Genomic DNA, 21426 nt, shown 5'->3' with positions numbered 1-21426 from the left:
GTCAATCCAAGTTATATGATGGTGTTACTTCCAAAACCTTAATTAGGCAAAACCATAAATGTGGACATTGTGGACTCAGCTTTGTAGATGGTGAAAAAGTTCATCTACATCATGTTGACGGAAATCATGATAACTGGACATCTAAAAATTTTTTGGCTGTACATAAATCATGCCACAATTTAATCCATTTTTGCTAAGGCTGCTGCCTTATTTTGTCGAAAGCTGGATGCACCTAAAGGCGCACGTCCAGATTGAAATGGGAGGTGCGAGGGATAATACCCTCCATCGACCCAACCACCCCTGACGACTAACTAAAAAATTATTAGGAGAGGTTGAAATTATAATTAATCCCTATTAGGGATTGAAACGAACCTACAAGTCCAGTTAGTATACAAACCCCCACTCAGTTGAAATCACAGCTAATTCCTATTAAAGATTGAAAGCTATGCAGACAGTCAGTACAGAACATATCGAAATTACACCTTCAGTGCGTAACGGTAAACCTCGCATTGCTGGTACAAGGATTGCGGTAGAAGATATAGCAGTAATGCATTTGAAAATGGGATATTCTCTAATAGAAATAGCCCCAAAGTATAACCTGTCTTTGGGTTCAGTATATGCAGCAATGGCTTACTACTTTGATAATAAAGAAGAAATTGAGCATCGTATGACGCAGGAAGTGGAGTATATTAAAGAACTGAAGCAGAATTATCCGTCAAAGCTGCATAACATAAGTTAGACAAAGTTGATGAGCTAAAACTATGGGATTAACAATTCATTACTCGTTTAGTTTAAATAATGCAACTATTGACAAAGCAAGGGAAAAAGTTGTTGCTCTACATAAGTTAGCCCTAAAATTACCTTTCAAAAATGTTGATGATTTAGTAGAAATCGCTGGGGATGATTGTTATTTTGATAAACATGATGTTGATGACCCCTATGTTTTTATTAAAATTAGGGCATTAAAACCAGTGCAAGTTGCTAAGGATGGCTTTTCCTGGAAAGATCCTACTTATATTATTGGTTTTGATTCGCTTCCGGGAGATGGTTCTGAAACTCCTATTTTTGGTTTAGCTACTCATTCGGAAGTTCAAGATATTAATGATTGGTCGTGGACTGGTTTTTGTAAAACTCAATATGCGAGTAATCCGGAATATGGAGGTCTAGAGAATTTTCTCAAATGTCATTTGTTGATTGTGAAAATGCTCGATGCTGCTTGTGAGTTAGGAATTACTTGCGATGTGAGTGATGAATCTGGCTATTGGGATAACCGAAGTATAGAAGAACTTGCAGAAACTATTCGCCAATATAATGGTTTAATGGCAGCTTTTACAGGAGAAATGAAAGATCATTTAGATGCTGCGGGTATCACTTCTACCAAAGCTCCTATTTTCGATTATCCAAATTTTGAGTATTTGGAAGCTGATGGTCAAGAATTATCAGAAAATTAATAGAAGTTATCTATTTCTATCAACTGTATTAATCAAAATATCTTTCAAACTTAATAAAGTAACCAAGAAAAACAATATCATCTGCTGAAACTGTAAAATTGGATCTAATCGCCAACCTTGCAAAACTAAAATCATACCTGATAATAGTAAGAAAATTGGCATAATAACTAATTGAATAATATAAACAGTTATAGCTAGATTATTAAGTCCTATTCCAATTCGCATTAATTTAACTATTGCGAATACCAAGTAAAATAAACCGAAGATTATTTGAAGTAATCCGATTAAAGAAGCAATATTTACACCAATATTAACTTGGGCTAAATAAAACATTTTTTAATTCTGAATTCATAAATAAAAATGCACGGCTGATGTTTTGCGATCGCCTCCTACTTCTTTTTCCCATTTTTGACGGGATAACCGCGCTGGGATGGCTGCGTTTCTGGATAAAGCTGCTGTCTACCGTTACGAATAATCTTTAACGATTCGTTAAGTTCTTGCTCCATATGTTCTAAAACATTATCTGCATATTGGTCTGCACCTTGAGCAATTTGTTCGGCTTCTTCCATCGCTAAACGACGCATTTCTTCGATTTCTTGCTGACAAGCACGACGCTTACGGTCGATTTCATCAACAGTTTCTTGCATCATTTGCTCGCATTCTTGCTGAACTTGTCGGCTCAACAATTGTGTTTGCTGTTCGGCTTGTCTAATAATATCGCTTTCGTTCAACACTTGCGCTCTTTTCGCTTGTGCTGCTTCTACCATCTGCTGTCCATATGCTTCGGCTTCTAAAAGAATTTCTTCTTTGTGCTGAATAATTAAAACTGCTTGTTGGAAAGCATCTGGTAAAGATAAGCGGATAAAATCAAGCTGTTCGAGTAACTTTTCTTCATCTACCAGAGTACGTCGCGTCAAGGGGACGCGAAAACTGGTGAGAATTATTTCTTCTAAACGGTTGAGTTCCTGCTGAATATCTACACTTCCCGATTGGGAATGTTGAGCGGGGGGACTACTTCCGTTTTGATTGGGTTCGATACCGTTTGGTTGTGGGTGAAGCATTTGTATGTATCCAAAGCAACGTGAGGGGGAACGAGATGATCGATAGAACCACCAAACCTTGCAATCTCTTTTACCACACTACTACTTAAAAAACTATATTCATTTGATGTCGCTAAAAAAACAGTTTCTATTTCGGTGGAAAGAGTTTTATTGGTGTGTGCCATTTGCAGTTCAACTTCAAAGTCGGAAATTGCCCGTAAACCCCTGAGCAAAACTTGTGCTTTATTGATTTGGGCATACTCGACTGTTAAACCTTCAAAGCCATCTACTTCTACATTATCTAAGTGTGTGGTAGATTGACGTATTTGTTCTAAACGTTGTTGCACGCTGAACAATGGAGTTTTGTTCGGATTGCGTAATACAGCAACAATAACTCGTGAAAATAGCCGACTACCACGTTCAATAATGTCAAGATGTCCCAAGGTTACGGGATCAAAACTGCCGGGATAAATAGCAATCATCACACTGGTATAAGTTTCAAGGTTCAGTAATTATATTGAAGTATTTCTCTATTAAGGGCAATGTGTTTAAAGTTACAGGAATAGTTGTAAGATTATAAATGTAATTGATTTATCTATTATCTCTGAATTCGCATCAAAATATACTATTTTTATCTATAGCAAATGTCAAATACTTTATGTCAGTTTTGCGGTATTTTTATTTTCAATTCTTAATCTATAGTTTTAAACCGTCATGAAATTCCCTAGTTTGCGGAATAAAACACAAATTCCTGATATTAGAGCCGTGCCAAATTGGTTTGTGATTTTGGGACGGTTAGATGCTAGCAATTATGATGTTACTTACTCGTGCGAGGAGTTTTTTGTAGTCAATGCTGAAGCTGTAAAAAGTAAAAATGGGCGTTTTATTATAGTTGGAGATGTTTGGTTAAGCAACCGCTCTCAATTGCTGCAAAATTTACATTCAAATAAAGAATATACCGATCAAGAATTAGTCGCGCATCTTTGGGAAATCAAAGGTAAAGAATGTCTCAACTTATTAGAAGGAATGTTCTCGCTATGTGTTTGGGATAACTCACAAAGGGAAGTATATTTAGCTAGAGATGGCGTTGGGTGCCGGACTATTTATTACAGTAGCTATGGGAAAAGCTGTGCGATCGCTCCTCGTTTAGCAACGCTTTTACCTTTTCATACTCGACAATTAGATTTAGTTGCTTTGCGAGATTATCTTTGCTGTGCTTTCGTTCCCGGAGAACAAACCCTTTGGCAAAACGTGCGTGAATTGTCTGTGGGGATGGTTTTGCAAATGGAATCATCTGGAGAAACAATTAATTACGTCAGTCAAAAGCTGTTTTGGGAACCACGGGAAGATATTCAAAATGCCGAAGAAAGCTTAATTTGGCACGGAAAGCAGTTGAGAACGCTTTTAGATCGAGTTGTGCAGGAATCTTTACCTGTGGATGCTGTAGGAGTTTATTTATCTGGGGGTTTAGATTCTAGCTGTATGACCGCATTAGCTGCGAAGTTCCACAATCATCCCGTACACACCTACTCAATTCATTTCGGCGAAAATTGTCCGTCGGAGTTAGAGTTTTCCGGTTTAGTCGCACAACACTGCAAAACTCAGCATCATATCCTAGAAATTACCGCCTCGGATATGTGGGATAAGCTACCGTTAACTATGTCTTATTTAGATGACCCTATCGGCGACCCTTTGACAGTTCCCAACTATTTATTAGGAAAGATAGCGCGGCAAGATATCTATACAGTATTGAATGGAGAAGGTGGCGACCCCTGTTTCGGTGGACCAAAAAATCAGCCAATGTTATTAGAACGGCTCTATGGTGGGGTTAATCATACTGAAAAGAACTTGGTCACAAATTATGTTAACTCTTTCAAAAAATGTTCTTCTGATTTACCCCAACTCCTCAAACCAGAAATTTTTGCAGCAGTAAAAGACAAACCATTTGTATTCGCAAATTATTTGCATGGGGAAGAAAGCTACTTAAATCGGTTAATGACAATCAACATCAAATTTAAAGGAGCAGACCACATATTAACAAAAGTTAATAACCTGACAGTAGCGAATGAATTAGAAGGGCGATCGCCATTATTTGATCGCAGAATAGTAGAAATGGCGATGCAGATACCACCACAGTATAAACTAGCAGGGGCGCAAGAAAAAGCGGTATTAAAACAAGCTGTTTTAGATGTATTGCCTAGAGAAATTATCGAGCGTCCTAAAAGCGGAATGATGGTACCCGTACAGTATTGGTTTAGACATCTTTGGCAGCGTCGCGCAAAAAGTTTATTGTTGAATAGAAATGCCGAAATTGCCCCTTATTTGAACCAAGATTTAATTAAACAATGGTTAAATTATCGAGGTGATGCTTGGCAGCGTTATGGTGTCAAATTATGGTTGTTGGTAAGTTTAGAAATTTGGTTGCAGGTGCAGAAGGGGAGGTAGATAATCCAAAATCCAAAATTGAATCACCCAAAGCAATCGTCAGCGTATATTGTAATATCGCAAGGATCACTACCACTTCCGAAATCACTACCACCGTTATCAGCAAAAATACTACTAGTATCGAATTGACGACTTTTAGAAATACCTTGAGTAATAACTCTTAGAATTTTTTGCGGAGTGAAAGATTCTAATTCAACATATTTACCTGCTTCCAACCATTGAATTTCTTTCTCCGTCAAACTTTGTTTTATTTCCAACGGTAATTCTTTCGCTGCTGTTGCAAAATCTTCTGAAATTTGCACAAAAATATTAGAATTATTAAACATCTGACGTGGTAGCAATCCTACATCATTAATAGTGACGCTGGTATTTGAAAACCAATCGGGATTATTACTCAAAGTATTAACAACACTAACACCCTTGGGAGAAGCATCGTGCAAAACGTAGACTTTTAAATCGGGATTGCGACGCAGCATTTGCATGACGGTATCAAAAATATTTGCGGGATATCCATCAATACTTAATACAGCGCAATTATTTTCAAAATGGAAGTTGTTAGCAATCAGTAAATTCGCAACCTCAGCGCGATCGCAAATAACAACGCGATCAAAACTGTATGCAGTCACATCGGAATTTATCGAGCTTGGTAAACGTTGCTGCGATAAAGTTAATATTCCATCAATAGGATTAACCGATTGCCAGTTATTTAGATAAACTCGGAATTGTTGAGGAGTGACAAGAAATTTTTTTACCTTTTTATTTTTTTCATAAGTATATATAGCCGTTCCACCAAATAGCATTAATATCCCAGTACTCATGATAATAAGTCCTGAAGTATTCCGAGTAAACAAAATTCCGATAGATGCGAAAATAAAACCCCAGAAAGTTAAAATCGATGAGAGACATGAAGTCGATGCGTTTTTAATCAACCGTTTATTAAGAAGATAAAATAACTGTTGTTCCGTAAACTTCAAAGTATTATTTGCTGAAAGATCAGAAATTAACTGAGCAAAAAAATTATCGGTAAATCTTACATCAAGCATTGTTTTCGGTTCAAAAACAAACCGTTGAGAGCAATTCTTACAACGGCGAGAATTTGCAACACGCTCTTTATAATTATTATCGGTACCGCAATTTATACACTTCATAAAATTATAATTGTAAAGCTAATAACTCGTTAACTCGTTTCTAGGCTCTGCCTAGAAATGCATAAGTTGAGGCTCTGCCTCCAGTTAAATTAAGAGGCAGAGCCTCTAATAAATGCATTACAAGGTAGAACCTTGTAACGAGAATAAACTAATAACTCGTTTCTAGGCTCTGCCTAGAAATGCATAAGTTGAGGCTCTGCCTCCAGTCAAATCAAGAGGCAGAGCCTCTAATAAATGCATTACAAGGTAGAACCTTGTAACGAGAGATAACGAGGGAAACGAGAATTGATTATCCAAAACTATCAACAGCAAAAAATGTCATCCCACCACCACTATTGTAATCGTCATCAACACCAATCAAAGCATTATCATTACCCCCAGATTGACGACTTTGAGCAATACCTTGAGTCACAACTCTTAAAAGTTTTTTGGGACTGAAAGATTCTAATTCGACAAATTTACCTGACTCTAACCAGTCAATTTCTGCTTCGGTTAAATTTTGTTTGACATCAATTGATAAATTTTTAGCCTCATTTCCAGACTCTTCAGAACTTTGGATAAATACTTTAGATTTTTTCATAAACTGACGCGGTAATAATCCTAAATCGTAAATTGTGATATTACTATTAGAAAACCAATTAGGGCTGGTACGGAGATGATTTACTAAATTTAAACCCCTCGGAGAAGCATTGTGTAAAGCGTAAACTTCTAAATTAGGATTACGTTGTAACATTTCCATAACGGTACTGAAAATATTTTCGGGATATCCGGTAATACTTAGGACAGCGCAGTTGTTTTCAAAATGGAAATTATTGGCTATTAGAAACTGGGCAATTTCAGCGCGATCGCAAACTACAACGCGATCAAAACTGTATGCGGTGATATCAGGATTAATTGTAGCTGGTGTAATTTGTTGACGTGCAGAAGGCAACATATTGGTAATTGTGCCGTTAATTTGTTGCCAGCGGTTCACCCAATCTTGAAACAAATCTTGATTTATTCCGACAATTTCAGCCGCATCTCTCAAACGCTTTTTTTGTATTGTTCCTAAATAAATTAACGGCATTCCTAAAATGACGCTGATTATAAATAAAGGGAATGAATTATATGAAAGCGAACCTAAAATACCTACTATCAATATTACAATACCGCTAATTTGAATAACTTTGGCGTTCTCTTTACGAACTGAAAGTTTATTGTCTGTGGATTTAGTTTGCAAATAAGAATTAATTAATATAATAGCTAATCCGATAACCAATGAAATACCAGCAGTAAATATGACAGTTACAGGAAAAATAAGAAAACATCCACAGCTTTTCCATCCATTCATTTGATTATATTTCTTCGATACTCGCTTATCTAAAGCGTAAAAGAATTGCTTAGGAGTAAAATATAAGGTATTATTTACCGAAATATCTGTAATGATATTGCTGAAAAATGGGTCAGTAAATTTATATTTAGCCTCCTTACTTGTTGGTTCAAAAGCAAAGGTATGATTGCAATTTGTACACCTTCCTTGGTTCGCAGTTCTGTCCTTTAAATTATTATCAACTCCGCAATTAACGCATTTCATTAATTTTTCCTTTAACTTAATTTTTAACTAAAGATTTGGTTATATAACAAGATATCGTAATCTTCTCTGCGGCGGATTAACTTATGGTTATGATTATCTAATAAAACCTCAGCAGGACGGGGACGATGTAAGAAATGGGAAGACATTGCATAACCGTAAGCACCGACATCTAAGATAGCTACAATATCTCCAATTTCTAACTTTGGAAGTTGACAGTTTTTGCCTAAATAATCGCGGGAATAAGTTGTGTTACCACAGACATCTGTAAGATATGATTTTCCCGATTTCCAACTAACAATTTCGCGATAACCTCCATGCACAGATGGTACAGATAAATTAGCAACGGTGGTATTAACGCCAATAATTTGTTTATCTTGCTGCCATTTAACAGAAACAACTTGAGCAAGAAGAGTTGCACAACCGGCAATTGCAGCCCTTCCTGGTTCAATAATTAAATTAATTTTTCGATCTAGCTTTAGCAATATATCGGTAATTTCGTTACCAAAACTTTCCCAATCAAAAGCAGTTCCATTATGATGATAAGGATATCCAAAACCGCCACCAAAATCTAAATATTGCCAGTCAGGTAATAATTTGGCAGTCTCTATAATTTTATTGATTACTTGTGTAAAAGCTTTAGTCGCATTAGTCCCTGTACCGCGATAAAAGTGCAATCCGCTAACTTTTAAATTTACTTTTATCGCAACTTCTACAGCTTCTATAAATTCATTTGGGCGGACACCAATACGACTATCCCCGGTGATTTCCGGTAAATTTAACCGCAATCCTAATTTTATTTCTTTAATCTTGTCTCTAGCGAGCAAGATGCTCGCACTACAAATGTTTTTATTATTTTGAGATTGATAAACTTCGCAAAAAACTTGTAACTGAGCAATGCTATCTAAATTAAAAGTTGTAATTCCCCAATTTAATAACTCTGCCATTTCCTCAGCACTAAGATTGCTACCGCTGTAAACAATCTTTTCTGGAGAAAATCCAGCTTTTAATGCTAAATAAATATCACCTGGAGTATTCGCATGAATTCCCCAACCGCAATTATTAAATATTTGTAATAATGAAACATTGCCATTCGTAACGCTAGCAAAGTGGAATTTTGTGTGGGGATAGGGAATTGATTTAGTAATGCGATCGATTGTTTGACGTAAGATATCACCTTGATAAACGTATAGAGGGGAATTGTAAATTGAAAGGATTTCTTTTGCTATATTATGGGCAATAGAGCATTGAGCATGGGGCATTAAATTTTTACCTCGGAATAAAATTAGTTATTCACGAAGGCATTTTATACTAATATTCTGGAAAAATTCACTTATATTAATTAAATTGTATTTGTAGGGTGGGTTACGGCTTGAAGAGATGTGGTTATTGATTGAAAGTTAAATAGCCGTAACACACCATAATGTTTGGAATTAAAGCGCTCCGGGATGCCTAACTCACAAGATTTTTATGAATTTTTTACTAATAATCTATGTATATTCGTAGCGTCTGGATTAAAAAAATGATTATAACTGGTACTTTTATTGAAGCGTTGTGACACCAGAATAGCTAAGAATTTTTGTATCAGCAGTTAATAAAGGACACTGAGAAATCCTAGATGTAGCTACAATCATTTGGTCAAAAGGGTCGTTATGAAATCCGCTTAACTGTGTTGAATCAACTACTATCGGAAGAGTCAAATCTAATAGCTGTACACCCGGATAAGCCAAAGCTTCTTCCAACCATTCACTAAGCGAACAAGAAAAAGTAAGCCGATTTTTTTCTACTAATTTGGCAACTTCCCAACAAGAAACGATACTAACTCCTAAACCTTGAGGCTGATATTTTTGTATCCACTGCCGATGTTTTATGGTAAGTCGCTGGTTGTTATCAATCCACCAAACCCAAATATGAGTGTCGAGTACAATCATTGCAGAAATTCCCATTCTTCTAAAGCGACGGGTTCTGTTGGGTTATCGTAATGTATTACTTTACCTTCTAAAGGATAAGCATTGTTTTTATCTTGAGATTCCGATGCTGATTTTTGTTTGGTAATAGAAGTTTTAAGAATAATTACCTCTACGGCATCTCCAGCATGAAAAGGTAATCCTCGTAATGTTAAAGTTCCATCTTCATTTAGAACTGTTTCGATTTTGTGAGCGTTCATATTATTAATTTTACTTTTGTAAATAATAAGTTTTACTATATTCAAAGTTTAACAATGATTCAAGACAGGTATATGAGCTATTTTTAGTTTATTTTCATTGCCTGTAATAAAGATGAAAATAATTAATAAAAAAAGAGGAAATTTAACATTACGTTTTACTGGAAGGAAGGATAATATTGGTGATGATTGGGCGTATAAAGATATTACACTTAGAGAATTTGAATCAGTTACAGACGATGTTTGTTACTGTGCGGCAACTTATCAGGGTGGTACTGAAAAAATCAGAAATGTTCTAAAAATAGAAATCCTTTAATTACTTTGCTTTTTACAATTCGCAGTAGAACGAAACGGGAAATGCCATATAAGAGTCTGTTTAATATATCTCTTACTTCATGTTGGGAGTGCGGGTTCTTTTCTTTTTTGGTAACAAAGGTTCAATAATTTCCCACTCTTTGTCTGTCAAACTGCTTGAATAGAGCATTTTCTTTAATTAGTTCGGTGCTGGGCGATCGCACTCTTTGGAAATAAATTTGTATTTGATAACCGGCTTCTTGAATTATTATACCGGAGAAGGTAAAGATATCAAATGGGTTTTATAGACATTTGCAAGTCAAAAAAAGATTTTTTTCCAATTACTTCCCAAACCTCTGCAAAATCCTCGACCCCAACAACCGATAATCAAAACACTTCCCTTGTGCTTTCTCTCCTAATACTTCAACTCTCCATAATTCCCACATCAAAAGTAACCATAAAACTTCACCAATACGACGCTGACGAATTTGTCCACCGATTTCACCAGCTAAAATCTTAATAATAATATCTTGTTGATAGCGTCCTTCAAAATTCAAAATACCCGTATTCAACCTTTTACTAACTTCACCCCACAACTCACCCAAACACCAATTATTTAAAGGTACACCCATACCGCGTTTTTCTCGCCAAATAATTTCAGAGGGAAGCCATGATTCAACGGCACGTTTGAGGATGTATTTTTCCGTATTACCCTGCAAACAAAGTTCTCCTGAAAGTGTAAAACTCCACTCAGCTAACTGTAAATCGCAAAATGGCGATCGCACTCTCAAATCAAATGCTTTCCCTAAATTAGTCGCTCTCGGATGAATGTTTTGTGCGCCTTTAAGCATCAAGCTGGCACGTCGTAATCTTGCTAAAATATTATGAGTAAATTCTGGATTTAATGCTGATGTAATCCACTTTTCTGGATTAATGTTTTCAATTTGACTTAATAGCTGTGGTTGAAAACATTGCGTTTCATAACCATAAAGCCGATGATAAGTCCGCAGGTATTGTTGATTAAAATCCTCGGAATTATAAATCCCAGCCGCTATTAAGGGTTTATTCGTCCATCCAGCAAATAACTGGTCTCCTCCTTCACCATTAAAAATCACCGATATTTCCTTTGATGCGGCTTCACACAGTAAATATATTGGTACCGTCACCCCATCACCAAAAGGTAAATCTAAAGCTTTGACGGTAGCGATAATTGCTGACTTAATTCGTTTCGGTGTTGCATCAACTTTTACCAAGGGAATCTGTAAATGTGCGGCGACAGTTTCAGCAAAAGGTAATTCGGAAACTCCATATTCACCGAAATTTAAAGCATATGCTTTCACCTTTACCCCAGCTTCCACTAACAAAGCCGCGATAACTGACGAATCCAATCCCCCAGAAAGAAATACTCCTACCTCCGAGTTAGGTAAATTACTAATTTGACGTTGAATAGAATTTCTTAGTAAAGCTTGTAATTGCGATACTGCTTCAGTTTCATCCCGAATTAAATTTTTGGTTTCTTTCCACTCATATCGATTTTGGATTTTATTGGTTTGTGAGTTTTCGATTTTACTATCTTGATTAATCTCCCAAACAACTTCACATCCTGCGGGTACGGTGAAAACATTTTCTATAGGAGTTAAAGGAGTCGGTACATAGGAAAAACAATTGTAGCCGTAAAAACCTGGAATACTGACTTGTGGCGAATCTAAAACAGGTAATAACAACTGTAAACGCGAAGCAAACCAAATTATCTGCTGTTGACGAAACCAGTATAAAGGTACGCGACCTATTCTATCTCTACTTAAAATTAAGCGCTCACTTTCAAACTTGATTGCTGCATCCGGTAGCTCATAAATCCCAGCAGCAGAAAGTAAAACCTGACAAAAATTGTTCTTTTTAACAATGTCTTCGTCATTAATAGAAGGATTATCTGTAAAATTCCATCCAGTAACTTCGGCAACACAATCGTTAAATTGATAGCTAAACTTTTGCAAACTCCCGATAGATGCTTTACTAAACACCTTACTTAAAAGAGTTTCTGATTCAGATAAATTACCACAACCCCAATAACCTACAATCTCTTTCAATTATCAATGCCCAATTCCCAATGCCCAATTTTATTTAACAACAAACTGATTACTAGTAATTACCTCATCACCTAAAGTCATCTGTACAATCCAATTACCACTAGGAACATTTTCGTTAAATTGATAGCGACAATGAGTATTCCATACTTCTTTAGCGATCGCTTTAGTTTTCCAATTGTTTTGATGAGCAATTTTTCGGCTAGGATCGAGCCAATTACAGCCTAACTCTAACTGTTTTCCGACCGGAGCATTTTCAAGAGTAACATTATAAAATACTTCCGGGCTATTTTGGCGCTTTATTTCTTCTACATTTGCAGAATCATCAAGTCTCAGACCAACAAGACTTTGATAAACACTAATACGTTTAAGCGCGGAGTAATGCTGTTGCTGCACAAAAAATGTAGCTGCACCTACGCTCATTACCACCGCGACTACACCCCCAACGATCCAAGTATTACGTTTTTTCTGCTTATCCAAAGCTTGCTTGCGATAAACCTGCATTACAGCTTCATCGAGCAAATCATCGGGTAAATTCAACTCTTGTAAAATTTGCTGTAACTCTTCCACTTCAATTTCCGATTGTCGTCGTTGAGACAAACGCTCAACTTCCGCGACAATTTGAGAAACTTGTTTTTGTGTCAAACGTTTTTGCATAACAACTAGCCAAAGGTTGTGTGTGTAATTTAACTTCTACATTGCACCCTTGGTATCAGTAAATTAAATCCAAACAAGAATAGTTATTTGCTAATATTTCCCAATTAGCCTACTGGCATCATCTCAGAATTATTGCTTAAATCTTGTTCTATTTTTATACTACCGACAATTTAATTTCTCATAATACCAGACTATAATTCTCAGTAAATAGTAACTAGTTAACAATTGGGAATTGGGAATTGGGAATTGGGAATTGGGAATTGGGAATTGGATATAAAGTAGCAAGGGAACTGTTCGGCGGACACTACAAGTTGCTTGACTCCTAACTCCTCACTCCTCACTCCTAACTCTTTCTTCTCGCCACCGCTTTTTCCAGAATTGTGGGAGTATGTCACAGTATTAGTGCAATAGTAAAGTTAGGGTATTTCATATGGCACTGGATATTTCCTACTTGCCCTTCGCGTTTGTGTTTACTTCTCCGGGTCCAATCTTAGTAAAGTTAGGCCCATTAACTATCCGCTGGTATGGTTTATTAATTGCCTCAGCGGTATTGATTGGTGTTACTCTTTCTCAATATTTGGCAAAGCGTCGTAATGTTAATCCCGATTTGTTAAGTGATTTATCTATTTGGTTGGTAATCGGCGCAATTCCAGCCGCCAGAATATATTACGTTTTATTTCAATGGCAAGAATATGTCCAGCGTCCTTGGGATATTTTCGCTATTTGGAAAGGTGGTATTGCTATTCATGGAGCGATTCTCGGTGGGCTAATAGTCGCTTTAATCTTTGCCAAAGTAAAAAAAGTCTCATTTTGGCAATTAGCAGACTTAGTGGCTCCTTCGCTGATTTTAGGGCAGGCTATTGGACGCTGGGGAAATTTCTTCAACTCCGAAGCCTTTGGAAAACCGACTAATTTGCCTTGGAAGCTTTATATTCCCCGTGAAATTACTCTTGTTGACGGATCAAAAATTTACCCCCGTCCGGCACAATTTATAAATGAAAGTTTTTTCCATCCCACATTCCTTTACGAATCCTTGTGGAATGTCATGGTATTCGCCTTGTTGATGATATTATTTTTTCGAGGCTTGCAGGGAAAGCTTTCCTTAAAAACAGGTACGATATTCTTGGTTTATTTAGTGTGTTACAGCTTAGGGCGCGTTTGGATTGAAGGTCTGCGCTTGGATAGTTTAATGCTCGGTCCCTTAAGAATCGCTCAGATAGTAAGTTTAGTGGAAATAGCGATCGGATTAACTGGTTTATGGTGGCTTTATTTTAGGAAACGTCCCTTACCTGATGTCGTTTCTACCCCAGTTGAAGAGAGGATGAGGTAGGGAGATTGGGGGATGGGGAGATTGGGAGATTGGGAGATGGGGGGACAAGGGGATAATTACCAATTACCAATTACCAATTACCAATTACCCATTCCTAACCTTTTAATCCAAAATCTAAAATCTAAAATAAAAAATGCCCCAGAGTTTTCTCTAGGGCTTAACCAGGGTGCATCTACCAATCAATATTTCTATATATAGGGGTCGAATCCGGAAAGATACCGAGAAATTTCTGAAAAAACTTTTAAAGAGGAAGTATAGCCTGTTTTTTATGCGTGAAAATACTAGTGTTTTGTGTGAAGAAAAATCAAATCTTCAACTGAAACCGGCGGTTTATATTGTGGGTGCTGGTCCTGGCGACCCCGATCTATTAACGATTCGGGCGCAAAAGCTGCTTGAGAAAGCCGATGTAGTTTTATTTGCAGACTCTCTAGTCCCCCCTGAGATATTAGATTTCTGTCGTGAAGATGCCCAAATCATTCGTACTGCTTCCAAAACGTTGGAAGAAATTGTGCCGATGATGATAGATATTGTGCGCGATCGCAAATCGGTTGTGCGTTTACATTCGGGAGACCCCAGCCTTTATAGCGCTATCCACGAACAAATGCAGCTACTTGCCGAAGCTGAGGTTCCTTTTGAGGTAATCCCCGGTATCAGCGCTTTCCAAGCAGCAGCAGCTAAGTTAAATGTAGAGCTTACGGTTCCGGGTTTGGTGCAAACTATTATACTGACTCGGATTAGCGGACGGACGCAAGTACCCCCAAAGGAAGAATTAGCGACCCTAGCAGCACATCAAGCTAGTCTTTGCCTGTATTTAAGCGCTCGTCACGTTGAAGATTCCCAAGCTAAACTGTTAGAACATTATCCCCCCGAAACCCCTGTAGCAATTTGTTTTCGGGTAGGTTGGCACGATGAAAAAATCTTCGTAGTTCCGCTCAACCAAATCGCAGAATACACCCACAAAGAAAAACTAATTCGCACCACGCTTTATATTATCAGCCCCGCACTTGGTAAAGCCACAGCGCGATCGCGATTGTATCACCCAGAGCATTCGCATTTGTTTCGTCCCAAGTGAGGAGGGAGATGGGGGGAGAAGAAAAAGTTAGGAATGAGGAGTGAGGAGTTAAAAGTTATTAAAACTTTGACCTTTAATCTTTAACCCATTCCCAATTACCTATTCCCCATTCCCCATTCCCAATTACCAATTATCTATTCCCCATTCCCAATTCCCCACTCTTCGATAAACTGAAAAGTAGAGAAAAAATAGGTAAATAAACTCATGTTAGACGAACAAGCTAAGAAAACGATGTTACGGAAGATTCCTCACGGGTTATATATCTGTGGGGTTAAGGATGGAGAAGAAGTTAATGGTTTTACTGCTAGCTGGTTGATGCAGGCTTCGTTTAAGCCACCTTTAGTTGTAAATTGTGTCAAAGGTGATTCTATATCCCATCAAATGATTGAAAAAAGTGGGGTATTCGCGATCAGTTTCTTGGAAGATACACAAAAAGATTTAGCAGAAAAATTCTTTAAACCCATGCGTCGCGTTGGTAATAAGTTTGAAGATGTAGATTTTCACCTTGGTGAAGAAACCGGATGTCCGATTATTTCTGACTCCTTGGGATATATCGAATGTCGAGTTGTCGGTAATGTAGATAAAGGCGATCATACCGTTTACGTCGGTGAAGTTATTGCTGCTGGGGTTCACCGCGAAGGAAAGCAACTCTTACTCGAAACAACCGAGTGGAATTACGGCGGATAAATTATCTAGTTAAACGCGAAATCCATGTAGAGACGTAGCACTGCTACGTCTCCAACAATGTGAAATCATCACCTACCTATTAATCTAATACGCCTATAAAATCTGTATTTAACGCAATTCAAACATCACTACACTTTCTAAACCCATTATTTATCATTAAATTATCTCCACCTTGCCAAACTGGCAACCAGTAGGACTTTTTCTAATTTATTATTCAAATTAATAAGTTTACTTAGCTTAGTTCAGGGTGCTGTAATTACTATCCAAAGTCTGTCAATCGAAAATATGCTCAAGGTGATGTGTGAAGCGGGAAGTAAGAGTAATTTTACTTATTTCTCGCCTTTTTCTTTATTAATAGGACTTACGCATTGACGGGGAAAACTACATCCATCGTAAGGGTTTAGCACTGCTAAACCCCTACTCATAAACACTATCATAAATCTTTGTGCAGAAAAGGCTTTGCATCTTCGCCGGTGTAACTACTTGCTACATGACCGTTACCTGTCATTTTATATTTATACGTTACTAAGCCTTCTAAACCAACTGGTCCGCGAGGTGGTATTTGTTGGGTGCTAATTCCGACTTCTGCACCGAAACCGTAACGGAAACCGTCTGCGAAACGGGTAGAACAATTATGATAAACTCCGGCTGCATTCACTAAGGATAAAAAAGTTTCTGCTGCTTCTATATCTTCTGTGGCGATCGCATCGGTATGTTTGGAACCGTATTCGGTGATGTGGGTAATTGCATCTTGTAAAGAATCAACAATTTTAATTGACAAAATCAAATCGCTATATTCTGTCTGCCAATCTATTTCTGTTGCTGGGATAACGTTGGGTAAAATTGATTGAGTTGCTGTGTCTCCTCTCAATTCTACGTTTAATTTTTGCAGAGCTTCGGCAACTTGCGGTAAAAAAGTTGAAGCAATTTCTTGATGAACTAATAATGTTTCAATCGCATTACAAGCAGCGGGATAATGAGTTTTAGCGTCTACTGCAATATTTACCGCTTTGTCAATATCTGCGGCTTTATCAACATAAAGATGACAGATTCCGTCAGCGTGTCCTAATACGGGAATTAAGGTATTTTGCTGCACAAATTGCACGAAATCATTAGAACCTCTAGGAATAATTAAATCTACGTATTTATCTAATTTCAAAAGTTCTAAAGTTTCTGCTCTGGTAGTTAATAGCTGCACTGTATCGGGGTGAATTGCAGTTTGAGATAATCCTTGTTTGATAGCTTTAACTATGGCTTCACAAGAACGAATTGCTTCCTTTCCACCTTTAAGAATTACACCATTACCCGATTTTATCGCTAGAGAGGCAATTTGAATCGCCGCTTCCGGACGTGCTTCAAAAATTACCCCCAAAACTCCCAAAGGACAGGTAACACGCTTGAGAATCAAACCAGTATCTAATTTACGGTGAATTTGAACGCTACCAACTGGGTCGGAAAGTTTACCTATATCCCTTACCCCAGCAATGTTATCTCTTAATTTATGTTCGTTTAACTGCAACCTTTTGTAAAGTGGCTTGGCAATTCCCTCCGTTGTCGCTGCTTCACAATCGGCGATATTTGCCTGAATTATTTCATTTTGTGCCGATTCTAAAGTACTAGCGATCGCTTCAATCGCTTCATTTTTTGCAGCACTAGATAAAACCGCTAACTTCATTGCTGCAAGTCGAGTTTGTTTTGCGATCGCAATTAAACCAGAATCATCATGATTGTGATCTGTCATGGTAGATATAGCCCAAAAACGCAGTCTTATCTTTATCCTAACTGCGAATGGGAAACTTGAAAGTAATACTTTATTTACATTGTATTAAAATAAATAGGTATTTTTCTCTACTAAAAATATTTTAACTAGTATCCGGAATACTCAAACTTGCTTCTGTAGCATTCCCTATCAAAATCAATATTGCAATTCATCTTTTCAACAACTTTTATATTTTTTCAATTTCAGTAATCACATCAACACAAATACTACTTCTAATTATCATGAATTCTACTTTCAACTTTCAGACCGATTTAGTCAAACTCAATAAACCTGTATTGATCCAAAATTGTACAGGTGAAGCAGTCACAGAACTACAAAATTTATTAAAACATTGGCAGTGCTACTTTGGTGAAGTTGATGGTGTATTTGGGCCTCAAACTACTTCTGCTGTTAACTGTTTTGAATATTGGATGTTTTTAACTGAAGACGGCATTGTTGATCATCATACTTGGCTTTGTTTATACAAAGGTGCGCCAGTAGATATGCCTTTATTAAAAAAAGGTAGTAGAGATGAATTAGTAGGCAAAATTCAGGAAAGGCTGTTATGGTCTGGTTTTTTTCAATCTGAAATTACCGGCTATTTTGATGTTGTAACTGAAAAAGCCATCAAAGATTTGCAGCAAGGTAGCGGATTAGTAGTAGATGGAATAGTTGGCGATCGCACTTGGTTTGAGTTGAGTAAAATTCGCGAGTATGGCTGTTAAGTTGAAGTTCATTAGTTACAAATAATCGGATTTTCTACTTGTTGTTGGGAATAAATTAATGGTTCAATAACTATTTCTTCACCTCGAATAATTACGAGATGTTTTTTACAAGAAAAGAACCATCCATCATCGCGTTCTTCATAATTAACAATACCGTCTCTCAACTGCCATTCCCTAACTGCATTTCCTCCAGAATATAAAGTAATTCGATAATCATCACCGAGGAGATGGGAAAATTTTTGTGTCCAATCATTCCCTTTACTAGGACTACAGCCGCTGAGTAGAAGCATTAACAAACAAATAATTAGAAAGATAATTTTGAGTTTAGGCATTAGGAGTATTAAATTAACTTGTCTTTTTCCTGCTTAATACTTTTCAAAATATCAATTGATAGTTCAGAATAATTTTTGATTATAAAATAAACAGATTACAAATATAAAAATACTATTTAACAATATTTTTATGAGTTTAAATTTTGTCGCAAACGCGAAATCCTTGTAGAGACGTAGCACTGCTACGTCTCCAACAATGTGAATTATGACTTCAGATTACGAACAACGCACCAAAACCTTGACAATGGTGTTTTATTCAATAATCGAACCAAATTCCGATAATATAAAAATAATCGCTTAATAAAGCTTACTTAACCTATTTCTGCCAAATAGTATCGAGCTAAATTACAAATCAAAAGTTATTGTAGATGAAATTTAATTCGCGCCAAAAATCTCAGGGAAAACACCAAAAAAATCCTTGGAAAAGTGAGATTAATGACATCGTAAGGGGTGTATGTGGTGGTTTTTTATTCGGTATTCCCCTGCTTTATACAATGGAAGTTTGGTGGATAGGTTCATCTGCAACACCGATGATGATGTTAGTCGCACTGGTATTAACATTTATCGTGATTTATCTCCTGATGCGTACAGAAGGTTTCCGTAAACCCAAACGGTTTAGTCGTCGCTATCAAAGTTTGACGGAAACAGTAGAAGCGATGGGAATCGGTTTAATTTGTTCGGCTTTTGTGCTGTTACTATTACAGGAAATATCTTGGGGAGTTTCCTTAAAAGAAGCATTGGGTAAGATTATTTATGAAAGCGTACCCTTTAGTTTGGGGGTTGCATTAGCTAATCAGTTATTAGGAGAAAACGGTAACAATCCACCCGATAATAGAACTAGCAGACAAGACGATGCAGTTGATGATAACGCGACATTTTCCGATTTGAGCGCGACTTTAATTGGTGCGATCGTAATTGGTTTTAATATCGCTCCTACCGATGAAGTTGCAATGCTTGCAGCAGCAGTATCTCCACCTTGGCTATTAGCAATAATTGCTACATCTTTATTAATTTCCTATGGAGTTGTATTTCAAGCGGGTTTCTCTGCTCAAGATAAACGCAGACAGCACAAAGGTATATTTCAAAAACCATTTAGCGAAACCATGATTTGTTATTTAATATCGTTAATTGCAGCAGCGATAATGTTAGGATTTTTCCAAAAATTGACTTGGGATGATTCTTGGACAATTTGGTTAGAACATACTTTAATATTAGGATTACCAGCAACTATTGGTGGTGCTGCGGGAAGATTAGCGATATGAATCAGTCTCAAGAACAAAAACGCACATCTGCCGAATGGGTAACATTTAGCGTCGCTTCAGCAATACTAATCGGGGTTGTCGGTTTAGTCAGCTTCACTTGGATCAAACAACCGTCACAGAAACCACCCGTACTTGTAGTTACTAATAATCAACCCTTGCGAAAAGTCAACGGACAATATTACATCCCCTTCGAGGTAGTTAATCAAGGAGGAGAAACAGCAGCTTCCGTACAGGTGGTAGCCGAATTGCGTATCAACGGTGAAGTTGAAGAAACAGGGGAACAGCAAATAGACTTTTTATCAAAAAGCGAGAAAGAAACCGGAGCATTTATTTTTACCAAGAATCCGCAACAAGGGGAGTTGATTTTACGGGTTGCGAGTTATAAATTGCCGTAAATAACCTCACCCTCTTTCCCTCTCCGCATCCACCGGCTACGCTCGTTCGATCCCCCTAAATCCCCCTTATAAAGGGGGACTTTGAATCCTATTCCTATTCCCCCCTTTTCAAGGGCTACGCTCGTTCGATCCCCCTAAATCCCCCTTATAAAGGAGGACTTTGAATCCTATTCCTATTCTCTCCTTTTCAAGGGGGGCTAGGGGGGATCAAAACGCTATGAAATAAACTTAGAAGAGAGAGGGGGAGCAGTACAGCAAGGTGAGGTTTCCAGGTATATTGACTCAGCCAAAAATGGATATATTTTTTACAAAACAAATAAAAACCATCCGGAATATTACTGAAAATATTGTAGTAGTGTGGTGTTGTAGTTAGAATTACGGTAACGGTCGAACAAAAAACTACACGCCCCAATAGGGGATTAAATCATCGCGTCTTCTTCCCCAACCATGTATAAATATCGCGGCTTAATCAAAAAACCTTTTATACTTTTCCCTTTGACGTTTCTGCTGATCTTTTTTCTCTCCTTCCCTTGGGTAAATGCCAAAGAAGCACCTAAACCGAAGCCGCAACAGTGGCAGATTAACGGTATTGTGGCTGCTTTGGATGATGATTATGACGAAGTGAAGAGATATGCTTTGGACAAATTAAGTGGATATGAAGCTAAAGAGTTGAAACTCTTGCTCAATAAACCGGAGAATATTGCTGAAAAAGCTGCTAAACTTTTCAAAGATAAATCCGTTGAATCACATATTCGTGATAGTGCAGCACGAGCATTAGTCAATATGGGGGATGCAGCCAAACCCTACGTCAAAGATATTGCCGATATTCTCAAAGATAAATCTGTTAAATCGTATGTTCGTAGTATTGCAGCATCCGCATTGGAGAATATGGGGGATGCAGGCAAACCCTATGTTAAGGATATTGCCGATATTCTTAAAGATAAATCGGTTGACTCAGATGTTCGTAGTAGTGCAGCATCCGCATTGGGGAATATGGGGGATGCTGCCAAA

Annotated in this window: 24 protein-coding genes; 12 read left to right on the top strand and 12 right to left on the bottom strand. The window is 37.4% G+C overall.

What is annotated here, in order from left to right; translation table 11 throughout:
- The 3 genes from VB797_RS30270 to VB797_RS30260 all read left to right on the top strand — a co-directional run.
- Nucleotides 1-197 (top strand): HNH endonuclease (locus VB797_RS30270; RefSeq protein WP_416350952.1); only part of this gene is annotated, 197 nt, incomplete at its 5' end.
- A gap of 248 nt (nt 198-445) precedes the next feature.
- Nucleotides 446-739, top strand: coding sequence for a DUF433 domain-containing protein (locus VB797_RS30265; protein WP_323241479.1), 294 nt, complete (start codon nt 446-448; stop codon nt 737-739).
- Between the two features lie 22 nt (nt 740-761).
- Entirely contained in the window at nt 762-1451 is a 690-nt protein-coding gene (locus VB797_RS30260; protein WP_323241478.1) for a hypothetical protein, read from the top strand.
- Nucleotides 1452-1457: 6 nt separating this feature from the next.
- Here the strand turns inward: VB797_RS30260 and VB797_RS30255 are convergent, their stop codons facing one another.
- The 3 genes from VB797_RS30255 to coaD are packed head-to-tail and all read right to left on the bottom strand — an operon-like array spanning nt 1458 to nt 2973.
- Complete coding sequence (locus VB797_RS30255; protein ID WP_323241477.1) at nt 1458-1784, bottom strand: Ycf66 family protein; 327 nt, start codon at nt 1782-1784, stop codon at nt 1458-1460.
- 56 nt (nt 1785-1840) lie between these two features.
- Nucleotides 1841-2512, bottom strand: a complete 672-nt coding sequence (locus VB797_RS30250) for a DivIVA domain-containing protein (RefSeq protein WP_323241476.1) — start codon at nt 2510-2512, stop codon at nt 1841-1843.
- On the bottom strand, nt 2428-2973 hold the full coding sequence (gene coaD / locus VB797_RS30245) for a pantetheine-phosphate adenylyltransferase (RefSeq protein ID WP_323241475.1): 546 nt from the start codon (nt 2971-2973) through the stop codon (nt 2428-2430). The genes VB797_RS30250 and coaD overlap by 85 nt, the downstream gene beginning before the upstream one ends.
- Before the next feature lie 232 nt (nt 2974-3205).
- Between coaD and VB797_RS30240 the strand changes: the two genes are divergently transcribed.
- Nucleotides 3206-4936, top strand: coding sequence for an asparagine synthetase B family protein (locus VB797_RS30240; RefSeq protein ID WP_323241474.1), 1731 nt, complete (start codon nt 3206-3208; stop codon nt 4934-4936).
- A 23-nt stretch (nt 4937-4959) separates the two neighbouring features.
- On the opposite strand, the gene VB797_RS30235 is transcribed toward VB797_RS30240, so the two are convergent.
- The 5 genes from VB797_RS30235 to VB797_RS30215 all read right to left on the bottom strand — a co-directional run bounded on the left by VB797_RS30235 (nt 4960) and on the right by VB797_RS30215 (nt 9821).
- Nucleotides 4960-6084, bottom strand: coding sequence for a hypothetical protein (locus VB797_RS30235; protein WP_323241473.1), 1125 nt, complete (start codon nt 6082-6084; stop codon nt 4960-4962).
- A gap of 289 nt (nt 6085-6373) precedes the next feature.
- A complete protein-coding gene (locus tag VB797_RS30230; protein ID WP_323241472.1) occupies nt 6374-7657 on the bottom strand; it encodes a hypothetical protein in 1284 nt (427 codons plus the stop codon).
- A 23-nt stretch (nt 7658-7680) separates the two neighbouring features.
- Nucleotides 7681-8916 (bottom strand): decarboxylase, encoded by a 1236-nt coding sequence (locus VB797_RS30225; protein ID WP_323241471.1) that lies wholly within the window; start codon nt 8914-8916, stop codon nt 7681-7683.
- A 279-nt stretch (nt 8917-9195) separates the two neighbouring features.
- Entirely contained in the window at nt 9196-9585 is a 390-nt protein-coding gene (locus VB797_RS30220; RefSeq protein ID WP_323241470.1) for a type II toxin-antitoxin system VapC family toxin, read from the bottom strand.
- Nucleotides 9582-9821 (bottom strand): hypothetical protein, encoded by a 240-nt coding sequence (locus VB797_RS30215; protein WP_323241469.1) that lies wholly within the window; start codon nt 9819-9821, stop codon nt 9582-9584. The genes VB797_RS30220 and VB797_RS30215 overlap by 4 nt, the downstream gene beginning before the upstream one ends.
- A gap of 112 nt (nt 9822-9933) precedes the next feature.
- Between VB797_RS30215 and VB797_RS30210 the strand changes: the two genes are divergently transcribed.
- Complete coding sequence (locus VB797_RS30210) at nt 9934-10134, top strand: hypothetical protein (RefSeq protein ID WP_323241468.1); 201 nt, start codon at nt 9934-9936, stop codon at nt 10132-10134.
- 319 nt (nt 10135-10453) lie between these two features.
- On the opposite strand, the gene VB797_RS30205 is transcribed toward VB797_RS30210, so the two are convergent.
- Nucleotides 10454-12199 carry an asparagine synthetase B family protein gene (locus tag VB797_RS30205; RefSeq protein WP_323241467.1) on the bottom strand — a complete coding sequence of 582 codons (1746 nt, stop codon included), beginning with the start codon at nt 12197-12199 and terminating at the stop codon, nt 10454-10456.
- Nucleotides 12200-12229: 30 nt separating this feature from the next.
- On the bottom strand, nt 12230-12853 hold the full coding sequence (locus VB797_RS30200) for a DUF3859 domain-containing protein (protein ID WP_323241466.1): 624 nt from the start codon (nt 12851-12853) through the stop codon (nt 12230-12232).
- Nucleotides 12854-13283: 430 nt separating this feature from the next.
- Between VB797_RS30200 and lgt the strand changes: the two genes are divergently transcribed.
- From lgt to VB797_RS30185, 3 genes are all read left to right on the top strand, one after another.
- Nucleotides 13284-14183 carry a prolipoprotein diacylglyceryl transferase gene (gene lgt, locus VB797_RS30195; protein WP_323241465.1) on the top strand — a complete coding sequence of 300 codons (900 nt, stop codon included), beginning with the start codon at nt 13284-13286 and terminating at the stop codon, nt 14181-14183.
- A gap of 268 nt (nt 14184-14451) precedes the next feature.
- Nucleotides 14452-15255 carry a precorrin-4 C(11)-methyltransferase gene (gene cobM / locus VB797_RS30190; RefSeq protein WP_323241464.1) on the top strand — a complete coding sequence of 268 codons (804 nt, stop codon included), beginning with the start codon at nt 14452-14454 and terminating at the stop codon, nt 15253-15255.
- Between the two features lie 204 nt (nt 15256-15459).
- The gene (locus tag VB797_RS30185) at nt 15460-15942 is read left to right on the top strand and encodes a flavin reductase family protein (protein WP_323241463.1); all 483 of its coding nucleotides are present in this window, start codon (nt 15460-15462) and stop codon (nt 15940-15942) included.
- A 433-nt stretch (nt 15943-16375) separates the two neighbouring features.
- Here the strand turns inward: VB797_RS30185 and VB797_RS30180 are convergent, their stop codons facing one another.
- Nucleotides 16376-17683: a glutamate-5-semialdehyde dehydrogenase gene (locus VB797_RS30180; RefSeq protein WP_323241462.1), complete on the bottom strand. Its 1308-nt coding sequence runs from the start codon at nt 17681-17683 to the stop codon at nt 16376-16378.
- Between the two features lie 260 nt (nt 17684-17943).
- Between VB797_RS30180 and VB797_RS30175 the strand changes: the two genes are divergently transcribed.
- Nucleotides 17944-18426 (top strand): peptidoglycan-binding protein, encoded by a 483-nt coding sequence (locus VB797_RS30175; RefSeq protein ID WP_323241461.1) that lies wholly within the window; start codon nt 17944-17946, stop codon nt 18424-18426.
- A gap of 11 nt (nt 18427-18437) precedes the next feature.
- On the opposite strand, the gene VB797_RS30170 is transcribed toward VB797_RS30175, so the two are convergent.
- Nucleotides 18438-18758 (bottom strand): hypothetical protein, encoded by a 321-nt coding sequence (locus tag VB797_RS30170; RefSeq protein ID WP_323241460.1) that lies wholly within the window; start codon nt 18756-18758, stop codon nt 18438-18440.
- A 368-nt stretch (nt 18759-19126) separates the two neighbouring features.
- Here VB797_RS30170 and VB797_RS30165 point away from each other — a divergent pair, with 368 nt between their 5' ends.
- The 3 genes from VB797_RS30165 to VB797_RS30155 all read left to right on the top strand — a co-directional run.
- Nucleotides 19127-20020 carry a TIGR02587 family membrane protein gene (locus VB797_RS30165; protein ID WP_323241459.1) on the top strand — a complete coding sequence of 298 codons (894 nt, stop codon included), beginning with the start codon at nt 19127-19129 and terminating at the stop codon, nt 20018-20020.
- Nucleotides 20017-20415, top strand: a complete 399-nt coding sequence (locus tag VB797_RS30160) for a TIGR02588 family protein (protein WP_323241458.1) — start codon at nt 20017-20019, stop codon at nt 20413-20415. The genes VB797_RS30165 and VB797_RS30160 overlap by 4 nt, the downstream gene beginning before the upstream one ends.
- Nucleotides 20416-20862: 447 nt before the next feature.
- On the top strand, nt 20863-21426 hold a 564-nt coding region (locus tag VB797_RS30155; RefSeq protein ID WP_416350951.1), incomplete at its 3' end, for a HEAT repeat domain-containing protein.

The organism is Rivularia sp. UHCC 0363, from assembly GCF_034931125.1.
GTDB lineage: Bacteria > Cyanobacteriota > Cyanobacteriia > Cyanobacteriales > Nostocaceae > Rivularia.
This window is presented reverse-complemented; position numbering and strand designations above follow the sequence as displayed.

Bases quoted from the DNA above. Each gene is read 5' to 3' on its own strand.
- VB797_RS30265 (WP_323241479.1), top strand. From the start codon at position 446: ATGCAGACAGTCAGTACAGAACATATCGAAATTACACCTTCAGTGCGT.
- VB797_RS30260 (WP_323241478.1), top strand. From the start codon at position 762: ATGGGATTAACAATTCATTACTCGTTTAGTTTAAATAATGCAACTATT.
- VB797_RS30255 (WP_323241477.1), bottom strand. From the start codon at position 1,784: ATGTTTTATTTAGCCCAAGTTAATATTGGTGTAAATATTGCTTCTTTA.
- VB797_RS30250 (WP_323241476.1), bottom strand. From the start codon at position 2,512: ATGCTTCACCCACAACCAAACGGTATCGAACCCAATCAAAACGGAAGT.
- coaD (WP_323241475.1), bottom strand. From the start codon at position 2,973: ATGATTGCTATTTATCCCGGCAGTTTTGATCCCGTAACCTTGGGACAT.
- VB797_RS30240 (WP_323241474.1), top strand. From the start codon at position 3,206: ATGAAATTCCCTAGTTTGCGGAATAAAACACAAATTCCTGATATTAGA.
- VB797_RS30235 (WP_323241473.1), bottom strand. From the start codon at position 6,084: ATGAAGTGTATAAATTGCGGTACCGATAATAATTATAAAGAGCGTGTT.
- VB797_RS30230 (WP_323241472.1), bottom strand. From the start codon at position 7,657: ATGAAATGCGTTAATTGCGGAGTTGATAATAATTTAAAGGACAGAACT.
- VB797_RS30225 (WP_323241471.1), bottom strand. From the start codon at position 8,916: ATGCCCCATGCTCAATGCTCTATTGCCCATAATATAGCAAAAGAAATC.
- VB797_RS30220 (WP_323241470.1), bottom strand. From the start codon at position 9,585: ATGATTGTACTCGACACTCATATTTGGGTTTGGTGGATTGATAACAAC.
- VB797_RS30215 (WP_323241469.1), bottom strand. From the start codon at position 9,821: ATGAACGCTCACAAAATCGAAACAGTTCTAAATGAAGATGGAACTTTA.
- VB797_RS30210 (WP_323241468.1), top strand. From the start codon at position 9,934: ATGAAAATAATTAATAAAAAAAGAGGAAATTTAACATTACGTTTTACT.
- VB797_RS30200 (WP_323241466.1), bottom strand. From the start codon at position 12,853: ATGCAAAAACGTTTGACACAAAAACAAGTTTCTCAAATTGTCGCGGAA.
- lgt (WP_323241465.1), top strand. From the start codon at position 13,284: ATGGCACTGGATATTTCCTACTTGCCCTTCGCGTTTGTGTTTACTTCT.
- cobM (WP_323241464.1), top strand. From the start codon at position 14,452: ATGCGTGAAAATACTAGTGTTTTGTGTGAAGAAAAATCAAATCTTCAA.
- VB797_RS30185 (WP_323241463.1), top strand. From the start codon at position 15,460: ATGTTAGACGAACAAGCTAAGAAAACGATGTTACGGAAGATTCCTCAC.
- VB797_RS30180 (WP_323241462.1), bottom strand. From the start codon at position 17,683: ATGACAGATCACAATCATGATGATTCTGGTTTAATTGCGATCGCAAAA.
- VB797_RS30175 (WP_323241461.1), top strand. From the start codon at position 17,944: ATGAATTCTACTTTCAACTTTCAGACCGATTTAGTCAAACTCAATAAA.
- VB797_RS30170 (WP_323241460.1), bottom strand. From the start codon at position 18,758: ATGCCTAAACTCAAAATTATCTTTCTAATTATTTGTTTGTTAATGCTT.
- VB797_RS30165 (WP_323241459.1), top strand. From the start codon at position 19,127: ATGAAATTTAATTCGCGCCAAAAATCTCAGGGAAAACACCAAAAAAAT.
- VB797_RS30160 (WP_323241458.1), top strand. From the start codon at position 20,017: ATGAATCAGTCTCAAGAACAAAAACGCACATCTGCCGAATGGGTAACA.